Genomic DNA, 12,374 nt, shown 5'->3' on the forward strand with positions numbered 1-12,374 from the left:
ATGCGGCTCCTCGACGACGTCGTCCCCGCACTCGGGCGGGCGTTCTTCGGCAGCGTGGCCGGCGGCGCACGCGAGCTCGACGATGCGCACCGGACCATCCGGCAGGCCGTTCCCACCAGCCGGCGCATCGCGTTCGCCTCGCTCCGGGGCGGCACCGGCTGCTCCGCGACCGCGGCAGCCGTGGCCACCGTGCTCGCCCGTCGTCGTTCCGGACGGGTGCTCGGCGTGGACGGTGCCGCGGGGCTGCGCTCCTTCGCCACCCACGCCGGCGCCGACCGGACGGACCCGACGCCGCGGTCCGAGCGCCGCGACGCCGCCCGGACTTCCTGGGACGCGACCGACGGTCTGGCGGTGACCCCGTCGGGACTGCACGTGCTCCGGATCGGCGACCCGCGCCTCCCGAGCCGACAGGCCGCACCCGCGGAGTGGACCGACGCCGTCGAACCGATCGCGCGGTTCTTCGACGTCGTCGTCGGGGACTGGGGATCCCGGAGTCCGTTCGTCGACCTCGGCGCCGTTGCCGCGGACGCCCACGTCGTCGCCCTCGTCACCGGCCCGGACCGTGCCGCCATCGAGGAGGGCGTCGCGCACGCCGACGCCGTCCGCCGGCACGCACCGGACACGCGCGTCCTGGTCGTCCCGGTGGACAGCACGGGGTCGGGTGTCCGGGCCGCACGCACCGCCGTCCGGTGGCCCGGGCACACCGTCCACCCGGTCCCGGGCGACCCGAGCGTCACCGGTGAGAGTGAACGCCCCACGGCCTCCCGGATCGCGCTCATCCACCTGACGGCAGCCCTGGTCGACGCCGCGGTCGACCGTCGCGCCAGCCGCACCACCCCGGAGGTCGCCCGGTGAACCGCGTCGTGCACCGGCCCGCCCGTGTCTCCACCCCGCTCGTCCGTCCCGAGGCCGAGCAACTCGCCCCGCCACCGCAGCTCCCGGAGGGGCCGAGTGGCGGCATCCCGCTGCAGTCGCTGCTGCCGGTCGTCGGCGCGATCTCCTCCGTCGTGATGATGGTCGTGCTGCGCGGGAACAACCCGGTGCTCATGGTCGTCGCCGCCCTGGTGTTCGTGGTGGCACTCGTCGGCGGACTCGGCATGGCGTTCACCCAGCGCGGCAACGCCGTCCGGAACCGCCGGACCCAGCGGGAGCGGTACCTCGACTACCTCGAAGAGCTCCGTGGCGACCTCCGTTCCCGCACCACCACCCTCCGGGAGCGCGCCGAGCACGTCGACCCGTCCCCGGAGACCCTCCCCCGTCTCGTCGGTGACCCCGCACGCCTCTGGGAACGGCGGCGCAGCCACGGCGACTTCCTGCGGGTCCGCGTCGGATCGGGCGACGTGGGGTGGCTCGACCTCGCCGTGCCGCCGGACCAGAACCCGGTCCAGCCGCTCGACCCGCTCATGCTCGCCGAGCTCGAGCAGGTCGCCGAACACTACGGCACCGTGCACGCCATGCCCATCGCGGTCCGACTCGACGGCGCCGGGGACGTCTCGGTCGTCGGTGACCGCGACGCCGTGCTCGAGGTCGCGCGGGCACTCGTCGTGCAGCTCGCAGCGCTGCACGCCCCCGAGGACCTGCAGCTCGCCGCGGCGTTCCCGGCGGCACGCGCCGACGACTGGGACTGGTTCGACCTGCTGCCGCACGCACGGATGGACCGCACGTTCGACGGGCCGCTGCGCGCGCGCCGGGTCGCCGAGGACGTCCAGGCGCTCGCACGCACCCTCTCCGGCGAGTTGGGCGAACGCGCCCGGACCGCCGCGATGTACCGGCGGTCCGGTGATTCGGCGAAGCGCAGCGACCTGCCGCGCCTGGTCGTGTTCGCGGACGAGCACGGCACCGTCGCCGTGCCGCTCGCGCTCCCCGAGGGCGAGACCCGGCCGGAGGACCTCCGGATCACGGTCGTGCACCTCGTCGCCGACCGGCTGCACGAACCGTCGGACGTCCGGGTGCGGGTGACGGCGAGGTCCGACGCCACGGTCGTCGGCGGCGGCACGGGCGCCGGATCCGGCGCACGCACGACGCTGCTCGAGATCGTCGACGCCCGCGACGTCGAGGAGGGCGAGCCCGCACCGGTCCAGCTCGCCGTCTGCGATCCCGTCGCCCCGCCCCTCGTCACCGCCGTCGCACGAGCGCTCGCACCCCTCCGCCTCTCCGCCGACACCGAGCAACGGGCCGAATCCTCGGCCGCCATCGGCGTCTCGGAGTTGCTCGGGGTCGACGACGTCGCCACGATCGACCCGGACCGCGCCTGGCGGCCCCGCGCCCCGCGGGACTTCCTGCGCGTGCCGATCGGCGTCGACGACTTCGGTGCTCCGCTGCTGCTCGACCTCAAGGAGTCGGCGCAGCTGGGCATGGGCCCGCACGGCATCTGCATCGGTGCGACGGGCTCCGGCAAGAGCGAGATGCTCCGCACACTCGTGCTCGGGCTCGCGGTGTCGCACCCACCTGAGGACCTCGCGATGATCCTCGTCGACTACAAGGGCGGCGCGGCGTTCGCGCCGTTCGCCCGGCTCCCGCACGTCGCCGGTCTCATCGACAACCTCGCCGACGACCCGCAGCTCACCCGACGCGCTCGCGCGTCGATCGCCGGCGAGGTCCGGCGGCGCCAGGAGATGCTCCGTGACGCCGGAGCGGCCCCCTCCATCACGCACTACCGCGAGCTGCGCACCCGGCGGCCCGACCTGCCACCGATGCCGCACCTCGTGCTCGTCATCGACGAGTTCGGCGAGCTGCTCACCGCCGAGCCCGAGTTCGTCGACCTGCTCCTCATGATCGGTCGCATCGGGCGTTCCATCGGCGTGCACCTGCTGCTGTCGAGCCAGCGCATCGAGGCGGGCAAGCTCCGTGGCCTCGACACGTACCTGTCCTACCGGCTCGGTCTGCGCACGTTCTCCGAAGCCGAGAGCCAGGTCGTGCTCGACACGGGCGACGCGTTCCACCTGCCCGCGGTGCCCGGCTACGGCTACCTCAAGGTCGACACGAGCGTGTACACCCGGTTCCGCTCCGGCTACGTGTCCGGCCCGGTCGAGGACGCCGCTCCCGCGTCGGCCGTCACCACGTCGTCCGCGGACACCGCCCCCGAGCCGTTCGAGCTGCCCGTCTACAACACGCTGGCCGCCGAGGACGACGCACCCGGTGAGGTCACGCTCGAGGCGCCCGACGTCGGGCGGAGCGTCGTCGACGAAGCCGTCGAACGGCTCGACCGCGGCGATCGCGACACCACGCCGGTGTGGCTGCCGCCGCTGCCGACGCGTCTGGCACTCGGCGCCGTCCTCGACCCGAACGCCGTCTCCGACCCGACCGGGGTCACGGTGCCGATCGGCCTGCTCGACGACCCCGCGCGGCAGCGACAGCGGCCGTGGATGCTGGACCTCACGCGGGGCGGCGGACACATCGCGGTCATCGGAGCGCCCGGCTCCGGCCGGACCACGTTCCTCCGCACGGTGGCCGCCTCGATCGCACTGACCACCACGCCCCGGCAGGTCAGCGTCTACGGCATGGACCTCGCCGGCGGCGGCCTCGGTCGCATCGAGGGGTTCCCGCACGTCGGCGGTGTCGCCACGCGTGCCGACCGGAACCGCCTGCTCCGGCTGGTCGAGGAGCTGCAGGCGATGATCCGCCTGCGCGAACGGGTGTTCCGCGACCACGGCATCGACTCGCTCGCGATGCTCCGCACCCGGCACGCCGCCGGCCGTGTCCCCGAACTGGGATCGGCGGACGTGGTGCTCCTCGTCGACGGGTTCGGCGTGATGCGCACCGAGTTCGAGGAGCTCGAGGACGCCTTCGGTGACCTCCTCCAGCGCGGTGGCAGTTTCGGCATCCACGTCGTCCTCGGGCTCACGCGGTGGAACGAGCTCCGGCTCGCGAGCCAGCCCCTGATCGGGCAACGGTTCGAACTCCGACTCAACGACCCGGCCGACTCCACCATCGCCCGTGCCGCCGCTGCCACCCTGAAGTCCGGCGAGCCCGGACGTGTCCTCACCGATGGTGAGCTGTTCGGTCAGGTGGCGCTCCCGGTGCTCGACGACGTCGAGGACGGCGTCGTCGGCGACGAGCTCGGCGCTCTCGCCCAGCGGGTCGCCGACAGTTGGGGTGGCCCGGCAGCAGCACCGATCCGCCTGCTCCCGGAGTCGTTCGACCCCGCCGAGCTCCCGGACCCCCTCGACACCCCGACGGCCGTCCCGTTCGCGCTCCGCCAGGACACGATGGACTTCGTGGCGTTCGACCCGGCCGTCGACCAGCACCTCCTGGTGTTCGGGGACACGGCCAGCGGCAAGACAGCGCTCCTCCGGGGGCTGGCGGCCGGCTTCATGGAACGGTCGACGCCGGACGAACTCGTCCTCGCGTTCATGGACGTCCGTGGTGGTGCCGCCGCCGGGACGCCGGACGACTTCCTCGGGGGCCACGCCGCGAACGGCAAGGACGCCCGTGGACTCGCCGCCGCGATCGCCGCGGAGCTCGAGCAGCGCTCGGCCGGCCCGGCCACCGGTCCGCGACCCCGCATCGTGGTGCTCGTCGACGACTACGACATCGTCGCGTCGGCAGGCACGGACCCGCTCGCGCCGCTCATGCCGTACCTGCCCTCGGCACGGGACCTCGGCCTGCACGTCGTCCTGACCCGTCCGGTGGCCGGTGCGGCACGCGCCATGTACGACACCGTGATCCAGTCGATCCGCGACTCGGGCGCCACCGGACTCGTGCTGAGCGGCGAGCGGTCCGAGGGGCAGGTGTTCCCGAAGGTCTACGCGGAGCAGTTCCCGCCCGGGCGAGGACGCCTGGTGCGACGCGGAACGGCCCCGCGCATCGTGCAGGTCGCCCACTTCCCTTCCGCGACCGCCGCCGCTCCGGCGCAGGCCGACCCCGCCGGTCAGACGACCGTGCTCGACCCGAAGGGAGCCGTCGATGCCCCGTGAGGTGATCCTCCTGTCCGCGGAGGCGCCGTCGTCACTCGCCCTGGTCGAGGCAGGTGCGGACATCGCGCCGGACCTGCGGGTGCGAACGCTCGACCGCGTCGTGACCGAGATCGTCGACGACCGCGGCAGTGCCGTCCTGAGCGTGCAGGAACCCGAGCGCATCGACAACGCCGCCGAGATCGCCCGGCTCGCGCCCTGGGCCACGCTCGGTGCGCCCCTCTGGTGGACCGAGGCCTGGGTCCCCTGGGGGCCGGCGGGTGACGTCGGGATCGCCGTCGTCCGGAGCTTCGCAGCAGCGATCGACGCCCAGTGCACCATCGCGGACGGATCATGAGCACCACACCCCCGCCATCGGCTCCACTGCCGCCCATGCCCGGCTCGAGGCGGGCCGCCGCGCAACGCGCCCGGACCGTGATCGTCACCGGGGTCGCCGGCGGCACCGGGACGACGACCGTCGCGGCACTCCTCGCGGATGCCGTCGGCGGACGTCTCAGCGTGGTGGCCCAGGCGACGGACCACTCCGGCGGTGAGCTCGCCGCACGACTCCCCACCCTGCAACCGGCCACCTCACGCGTGACCGTGCACGACATGGGGGCGCACGTCGGCCCTGCCGCCGTGCTCGCGGCGACGCCGGAGAACTGTCTCGTCGTGGTCGGGCGGGCCACCGCCGACGGTGCGGCGGACGTCCGGGCAGCGCTCGCGTCCATAGCCGATGCTCCGGACCCGACCCTCATCGGCCGGTCGGTCGTGGTGCTCGTCGACCGCGGCTCGGAACACGATCCGGTGGACACCCGTCGGGTGAGCGACACGGGCATCTCGGCGGTCCTCGTGCTGCGCGCCGACCGTGCTCTCGGCCGTCCCGGGCGGATCGAGGTGGGCGCGATCAGCGACACCACGATCACGACGGTGTCGGATCTGCTCACGGCCCTCGGCTGGTAGCCGCGAGCGGCGGACGAACGGGAGGCCCGTCACCAGCTGGTGACGGGCCTCCCGTTCGTCCGTGCTGACGTCGTCAGGCGCGCGCGGACCGGATCCGGTCCGTGAACGCGGCGTGCAGCGGGTGCCCCGCAGCCAGACCGGTGACCTGCGTGGCCACGTCGGCGTCGGACGTGTCCGACGCCAGCAGGGCCTGCAGCTCGACGCTCTGCTCGTCGTCCGCGACGTCGAACCGGAGCGCCGCGGCCATCGCGTCGAGGAGCGCGGTCGGCTCGGTGCCGTCCTCGGCCAGTGCGGCGGCCGGTGAGACGAAGCGCTCGTCGCGCGACAGCTTGCGGAGCGGCTGGCGGCCGACGCGGGTCACCGTGTCGGGCAGGTGCGGGTTCTCGAACCGGCCGATGATGGCCTGCACGTACGCGCGGTGCACCTCGGGGTCGAGTTCGTGGCGGCGGACGAGCAGGTCGCTCGTCTCGGCGAGCACGGACTCGAGCTCGGAGCGCACGGCGGGGATGGCGATGGCGTCCGAGATCTTGTCGGCACCGGCGACGAAGCCGTGGTACGCGACGGTGGCGTGCCCGGTGTTCACCGTGAAGAGCTTGCGCTCGATCGACGCGGCGAGGCCGTCGACGTAGTGCGCGCCGGGGATCTCCGGCTCGTTCCCGCCGAACGGTGTGCGGTCGATCGCCCACTCGTAGTAGGTCTCGACGGTGACGTCGAGTCCGCCGCCCTCGGGCTGCGCCGGCACGATGCGGTCGACGGCGGTGTTCGCGAAGACGGCCTTGGCGAGGGCGTCGTCGCGGCCGTCCTCGGGCAGGGCGGCGACGATGAACTCGCGCAGCCGGTCCGTGGCGTTGAGCGCGTTCTCGCACGCCATCACGGCGATCGGTGCGGCGTCCGCGTCACGGGCGACGAGCGCGCGCGCGATGACCGGGGCGATGAACTTCAGGACGTTCGGGCCGACGGCGCACGTGACCACCGCGGCGTTCGCGATCTCGGCGACCACGCCGTCCTCGTCCTGCGCGCTGTTCAGGGCGCGGAAGTTCGTGACCTCGTGGTCCTGGGCGCCGGCCCCGACCTCGTGCACGGTGTACGCGTCGGCTGCGGCCAGGGCGTCGATGAGCGGGGCGGCGACGTCGGCGAAGACCACCTCGTACCCGGCCTGGTGGAGCAGGAGCCCGACGAAGCCGCGGCCGATGTTGCCGGCGCCGAAGTGGACGGCGGTGCCGGCGCTCACTCGTTGACCTCGCCGAGGATCGCCAGGATCGCCGCGGTGTCCGCAGCGTCGGTGAGCTTCTGGACCTCGTCCTCGTCGGAGAACACGATCGCGATCTTCGACAGGATGTCGAGGTGCTCGTTGTTCACGCCGGCGATGCCGACGACGAAGCGCACGGGGTTGCCGTCCCAGTCGATCGGGCTGGCGTAGCGGATGAACGACAGCGCGGACGACTTGATGGCGTCCTTCGCGTCGTTGGTGCCGTGCGGGATGGCGAGGAAGTTGCCCATGTAGGTGGACACACTCTTCTCACGCTCGAGCATCGCCGGGTAGTAGTCGGACGTGACCGCGCCCGCAGCCTCGAGGATCTCGGCCGCCTCCTTCATCGCCTCCGACTTGGTCGGCGCGGTGTCCTCGGTGTGGATGCGGATCTGGCTCTCCTGCAGGACGGGCATCGGGGGTTCTCCTTGTGTTGAGGACGTGATGGAGGGGACGGGTCAGCCCCGTCCCCTCCGATACTGCACTTCGTTACTGGTTGTGGCGTTACTGGTTCTTCAGCTGCTCGACGACCTGGTCGTACTGCGGCGCGTTCATGAAGTTGCCGACCGACACGTGCTGGGCGTTCGGGTTCTTCTGCTTGGCGCGGTCGGTGAGCTCCTCCTGCGTGATGATCAGGTCCTCGTCACCGGACAGGTTCGCGATCGCCTTGTTGGAGACCGTGACCCCTTCGATGCCCGCCTTCTTGATCTTGTTGCGCAGGACGCTGGCACCCATGGCGCTCGAGCCCATGCCGGCGTCGCAAGCGAAGACCAGGTTCTGGACCTTCGTCGTGGTCGCCGTCGTGCTCGCCGAGCCGACGCCGCCGAGGGAGGCCTCGGCCTCTTCCTCGTTGGCCGGGGAGTTGTTGCCGAACAGACCGGCCGTGGCGGCGTTCGCCTCGCGGCCCTTGTTGGCCTGGAGCTTCGCCATGGCGGCGCTCATGTCACCGCCACCGTTCGCCAGGTCGCGCTTGCGGCTGGCGAGCAGGAAGAAGGACGCGACCGCGAAGGTGACCGCGGCGGAGAGGATGACCGACAGGATGACGCCGACGTAGCTGTCCTTCGACGTCGCGGTGAGCACCGCGAAGATCGAACCGGGCGACGCCGGGGCGACGAGGCCCGAGTTGAAGAGGACGTTCGTGCCGACGCCGGTCGCACCACCGAGGATGACCGCGATGAACAGGATCGGCTTCTGCAGCACGTACGGGAAGTAGATCTCGTGGATGCCGCCGAAGAACTGGATGAGGATCGCGCCGGGAGCGGTCGAGCGGGCGATGCCGACACCGAAGAAGGTGAAGGCGAGCAGCAGACCGAGGCCCGGACCGGGGTTCGCCTCGAGCAGGAAGAGGATCGACTTGCCCGACTCCTCGACCTGCTGCGCACCGAGCTGGGACAGCACGCCGTGGTTGATGGCGTTGTTGAGGAAGAAGACCTTCGCCGGCTCGATGATGACGCTGGCGATCGGGAGCAGCGAGTTGTTCACGAGGAACTCGACGGCGACGCCCAGGCCCTCGGCGATGGCCTTGAAGACCGGTGCGAGCCAGAAGAAGCCGAGCATCGCGAGCCCGAAGCCGAGGATGCCGGCCGCGTAGTTGTTGACGAGCATCTCGAAGCCGGGCTTGATCTTGCCGTCCCAGATCTTGTCGACCTGCTTGATGAGCCATGCGCCGAGCGGGCCGCAGATCATCGCGCCGAGGATCATGACGGTGCCGTTGGCGCCGAGGATGACACCCATGGCCATGATCGAGCCGACGACAGCACCGCGGGTCTCGTAGACCATCCGGCCGCCCTGGAAGGCGATCGCGAGCGGGATCAGGTAGGTCAGGATCGGGCTGACGAGGCCGATGTTGGCGACGCCGTCGGTCTCACCGAAGCCGCCGAGGATCCCCACGGGGGTCCAGCCGGTCTCGATGAAGAAGGCGGTGATCAGGCCCCACGCGATGAAGATCGCGATGTTGGGCATGACCATGCCGGAGAGGAACGTGCCGAACTTCTGAACGGCGACGCGTGCGCCGCCCCGCGACTTCGCGGGTGCGTCGGGCGCTGCAACGGACGACGTTGTCATGTGCGGTGACTTTCTGTGTGGTGGAGCTGCTGCGTGGTGATGGGAGGGGTGGTGCTCGGGGTGGTGGGTCAGGCGGCGTGCGTCGCGGACGCGGCAGCGGACTTCGCGGCCGCCGCCGTGCTCGCGGCGAGTGCCGCCGTCGCCATCTCGCGGGCCTGCTCGAGCGTGTAGCGACCGAGTTCGGCGCGCACGTCGGCCAGGGCCGCGGGGGTCATGGAGAGGGTCGTGGCGCCGAGGCCGACGAGGACGACGGCGAGCAGCGGGTCGGCTGCTGCCTCACCGCAGATCCCGACGGCCTTGCCGGCCGTGGCTCCGGCGGTGCCGAGCTGCGCGACGAGGCGCAGGACGGCGGGGTGCCACGGGTCCTGGTACGACGCGACGGTGCCGAGCATGCGGTCGGCGGCCATCGTGTACTGGGTCAGGTCGTTCGTGCCGATCGACACGAAGTCGGCGTTCTGGAAGACCTGCTCGGCCATCAGCGCGAGCGACGGCACCTCGGCCATGACACCCGCGGTGCGGATGCCGAGCTCGCGGGCCAGGGTGACGAAGTACTCGGTCTCCTCGGCGTCGGCCACCATCGGGGCCATGACCCACAGGTCGGCCTCGGTCGCCGCGTCGGCCTGGGCCAGCGCGGTCAGCTGGTCGCGGAGCACCTCGGGGTGGTTCCGCAGGGCACGGAGTCCGCGGCGCCCGAGGGCGGGGTTCTCCTCGTCCTTGTCGGTGAGGAACGGCAGGGGCTTGTCGGCGCCGGCGTCGAGCGCGCGCACGACGACCTTCTTGCCGGGGAACGCCTCGAGCAGCTGACGGTACGACTCGGTCTGCTCCTCGACCGTGGGGGCCTTGGGCGAGTCGAGGAAGAGGAACTCGGTGCGGAAGAGCCCCACGCCCTCCGCACCGAGAGCAACGGCGCCTGCGGCGTCGGCAGGGCTGCCGAGGTTCGCGAGCAGGGGCACGACGTGGCCGTCGGCGAGGGCGCCGGCGGTGAGCGGCGCAGCGGCCGCGGCGAGGCGGTCGGCGATGCGGCGCTCGACGTCCGCGACCAGTGCGGCGTCGGGGTCGGTGACGACCGTGCCGGCGATGGCGTCCACGACGACGGGCTGGCCGTCGGTCAGGTCGTCCGCGCCGGTGACACCGACGATGGCGGTGATGCCCTTGGCACGGGCGAGGATCGCGGTGTGCGAGGTCGGCCCGCCGTCACGGGTGACGAGCGCCAGGACCTTCTCGAGGTCGAGCAGCGCGGTGTCGGCGGGGGCCAGGTCGCGGGCGACGAGGACGAAGGGGGTGTCCGACTCGGGGACGCCGGGGGCGTGCACGCCGCGGAGCTTCGCGATGATGCGCTGGGCGACGTCGTCGAGGTCGGCCGCGCGCTCCCCCATGTAGCCGCCCATGCCGACGAGCAGGTCACGGAACTGGGCGAACGCCTCGTACACGGCGCGCTCGGCGTTGGTGCCGCCGTCGATGCGGGTGTGCACGTCGTCGAGGAGCGTCGGGTCCTGCGCCATCAGCGCCTGGGCCTCGAGCACGGCCTGGGCGTCGCCGCCGGCGAGCTGTCCGCGCTTGTTGAGGTCCTCCGCCACGGCGGCCAGTGCGTCGTGCACGGCCTGCTTCGCGTCGTCCGCGGAGCCGACGAGGGCGCCCTTGGACGGTTCGCCGAGCGGGTCAGCCATCCGGAGCACGGGGCCGTGGGCAACGCCACGGCCGACGCCGGTGCCGAGCAGTTCGGACATTCGAGACTCCTTCATCTCACACGCGCTTGCGGTGGGGTGGATCGTTCGGTGCGGGCGGCACGGGAACAGACCACGTCCGTGCGGCTGAGCAGCACACTACCCCGATCCGCGTTGACAAACAAACACATCCGGGGATAAAAATGCAGAAACAGATGCCCGTTTGCGTCTGACGGATCGACCACGCGGAGGGGCTTCGCGCGTGTCGTGCCCGAGCATGTCCGTTCCGTTCCGACCCGAGACGACGAGGTCCGATGTACGCACCAGAACGCCACCAGCGCATCGTCGAGCAGGCGCGCGCGCAGGGCCGGGTGGACGTCAAGGACCTGGCCGAGCTGCTCGCCGTCACGCCCGAGACGATCCGCCGGGACCTGACGAGCCTCGAGCGCCGCGGCCTCGTTCGTCGCGCCCACGGCGGCGCGATCCCGGTCGAGCGCATCACCCTGCATCCGGGCGTCGGCGACCGCGGCGGCATCAACCAGACCGAGAAGATGGTCATCGCCGAGGCCGCCCTGGCAGAACTGCCCGAGAACGGTTCGATCATGATCGACGCCGGCACCTCGACCATCTGCCTGGCCGAGCTGCTGCCGACCGACCGGGGCCTGACCGTCGTCACGCACTCGCTCCCGGTCGCCACCGCCGTCGCGAACCGGCCGGGCATCGACCTCCACCTGCTCGGCGGCAACATCCGGAGCGACTCCCTGGCTGGCGTCGGCACCTGGACGCACCAGCTCATCGGGATGGTCAGCGTCGACGTCGCCTTCATCAGCATCAACGGGATCACCCCGGAGCGCGGCCTGACGACCCACAACATGGCCGAGGCCGCCGTGAAGAGCGCGATGATCAAGTCCGCCCGCCGGAGCATCCTGCTCGCCGACCACACCAAGTTCGGCCGGGAGGAGTTCGGTCGCGTCGCCCCGCTCGCCGCCATCGACACGATCATCACCGACCCCGCCGTCAACCTCGACCTCGTCCGCGAGGTCGAGGCCGCCGGTACCGAGGTCTTCTGGCCCGGTCGACCCTGACCGCGCCCCGATCCCGTCCACCCAGCGCTCGCTAGCATGAGCCAACCACCCATCGACAGGAGTACATCGATGTCCGAAGCCACCCGCACCGTGACCGTCGCCAGCGCATCCGGCCTGCACGCTCGCCCCGCTTCCCTCTTCGTCCAGACCGTGACGGCGTCCGGGCACCAGGTCACGATCGCCAAGGGCGACAAGTCCGGCAACGCCGGCAGCATCCTCGCCCTGCTCGGGCTCGGCATCGAGAACGGCGACGAGGTCACCCTCACCGTCTCGGGCGACGACGCCGAGACCACCGCGGACAGCCTGGTCGAGTTCCTGAAGACGGACCACGACGCGGCCTGATCGCGCGGGTCGCGTCCTGCACGCGACCACCTGACGGACGGGGCGTCCAGGGCTGTCGGCACCCGCCGATAAGGTGTTCTGCATGACACGCCTGCGCCTCGCATCCGTCAACGTG

The 12,374-nt window shown here is 71.9% G+C and carries 10 protein-coding genes; 6 read left to right on the forward strand and 4 right to left on the reverse strand.

Annotated features, from left to right (window positions below; translation table 11 throughout):
- The 4 genes from KK087_RS07800 to KK087_RS07815 are packed head-to-tail and all read left to right on the forward strand — an operon-like array spanning position 1 to position 5,855.
- Entirely contained in the window at positions 1-855 is an 855-nt protein-coding gene (locus KK087_RS07800; protein ID WP_214564759.1) for a hypothetical protein, read from the forward strand.
- Entirely contained in the window at positions 852-4,916 is a 4,065-nt protein-coding gene (eccCa, locus tag KK087_RS17900) for a type VII secretion protein EccCa (protein ID WP_214564760.1), read from the forward strand. The genes KK087_RS07800 and eccCa overlap by 4 nt, the downstream gene beginning before the upstream one ends.
- Entirely contained in the window at positions 4,906-5,250 is a 345-nt protein-coding gene (locus KK087_RS07810) for a hypothetical protein (protein ID WP_214564761.1), read from the forward strand. Before eccCa ends, KK087_RS07810 begins: the two co-directional genes overlap by 11 nt.
- Before the next feature lie 35 nt (positions 5,251-5,285).
- Positions 5,286-5,855 carry a hypothetical protein gene (locus KK087_RS07815; RefSeq protein WP_214564762.1) on the forward strand — a complete coding sequence of 190 codons (570 nt, stop codon included), beginning with the start codon at positions 5,286-5,288 and terminating at the stop codon, positions 5,853-5,855.
- Positions 5,856-5,928: 73 nt separating this feature from the next.
- Here the strand turns inward: KK087_RS07815 and KK087_RS07820 are convergent, their stop codons facing one another.
- From KK087_RS07820 to ptsP, 4 genes are all read right to left on the reverse strand, one after another.
- Complete coding sequence (locus KK087_RS07820; RefSeq protein ID WP_214564763.1) at positions 5,929-7,086, reverse strand: mannitol-1-phosphate 5-dehydrogenase; 1,158 nt, start codon at positions 7,084-7,086, stop codon at positions 5,929-5,931.
- Entirely contained in the window at positions 7,083-7,520 is a 438-nt protein-coding gene (locus KK087_RS07825) for a PTS mannitol transporter subunit IIA (RefSeq protein WP_214528463.1), read from the reverse strand. The genes KK087_RS07820 and KK087_RS07825 overlap by 4 nt, the downstream gene beginning before the upstream one ends.
- Before the next feature lie 88 nt (positions 7,521-7,608).
- Positions 7,609-9,168, reverse strand: a complete 1,560-nt coding sequence (locus KK087_RS07830; protein WP_214564764.1) for a PTS mannitol transporter subunit IIBC — start codon at positions 9,166-9,168, stop codon at positions 7,609-7,611.
- A 68-nt stretch (positions 9,169-9,236) separates the two neighbouring features.
- Positions 9,237-10,895: a phosphoenolpyruvate--protein phosphotransferase gene (gene ptsP, locus KK087_RS07835; RefSeq protein WP_214543513.1), complete on the reverse strand. Its 1,659-nt coding sequence runs from the start codon at positions 10,893-10,895 to the stop codon at positions 9,237-9,239.
- A gap of 251 nt (positions 10,896-11,146) precedes the next feature.
- On the opposite strand from ptsP, the gene KK087_RS07840 reads away from it, so the two are divergent.
- Together KK087_RS07840 and KK087_RS07845 are read left to right on the forward strand one after the other, a co-directional pair.
- Entirely contained in the window at positions 11,147-11,917 is a 771-nt protein-coding gene (locus tag KK087_RS07840) for a DeoR/GlpR family DNA-binding transcription regulator (protein ID WP_027466423.1), read from the forward strand.
- Positions 11,918-11,986: 69 nt separating this feature from the next.
- Positions 11,987-12,259, forward strand: a complete 273-nt coding sequence (locus KK087_RS07845) for an HPr family phosphocarrier protein (RefSeq protein WP_022905912.1) — start codon at positions 11,987-11,989, stop codon at positions 12,257-12,259.
- The last annotated feature ends 115 nt before the right edge of the window (positions 12,260-12,374 follow it).

The organism is Curtobacterium aurantiacum (assembly GCF_018598555.1).
Lineage (GTDB): Bacteria > Actinomycetota > Actinomycetes > Actinomycetales > Microbacteriaceae > Curtobacterium > Curtobacterium aurantiacum.

Coding starts and splice junctions, on each gene's coding strand:
- KK087_RS07800 (WP_214564759.1), top strand. CDS start 1: ATGCGGCTCCTCGACGACGTCGTCCCCGCACTCGGGCGGGCGTTCTTC.
- KK087_RS07810 (WP_214564761.1), top strand. CDS start 4,906: ATGCCCCGTGAGGTGATCCTCCTGTCCGCGGAGGCGCCGTCGTCACTC.
- KK087_RS07815 (WP_214564762.1), top strand. CDS start 5,286: ATGCCCGGCTCGAGGCGGGCCGCCGCGCAACGCGCCCGGACCGTGATC.
- KK087_RS07825 (WP_214528463.1), bottom strand. CDS start 7,520: ATGCCCGTCCTGCAGGAGAGCCAGATCCGCATCCACACCGAGGACACC.
- KK087_RS07830 (WP_214564764.1), bottom strand. CDS start 9,168: ATGACAACGTCGTCCGTTGCAGCGCCCGACGCACCCGCGAAGTCGCGG.
- ptsP (WP_214543513.1), bottom strand. CDS start 10,895: ATGTCCGAACTGCTCGGCACCGGCGTCGGCCGTGGCGTTGCCCACGGC.
- KK087_RS07840 (WP_027466423.1), top strand. CDS start 11,147: ATGTACGCACCAGAACGCCACCAGCGCATCGTCGAGCAGGCGCGCGCG.
- KK087_RS07845 (WP_022905912.1), top strand. CDS start 11,987: ATGTCCGAAGCCACCCGCACCGTGACCGTCGCCAGCGCATCCGGCCTG.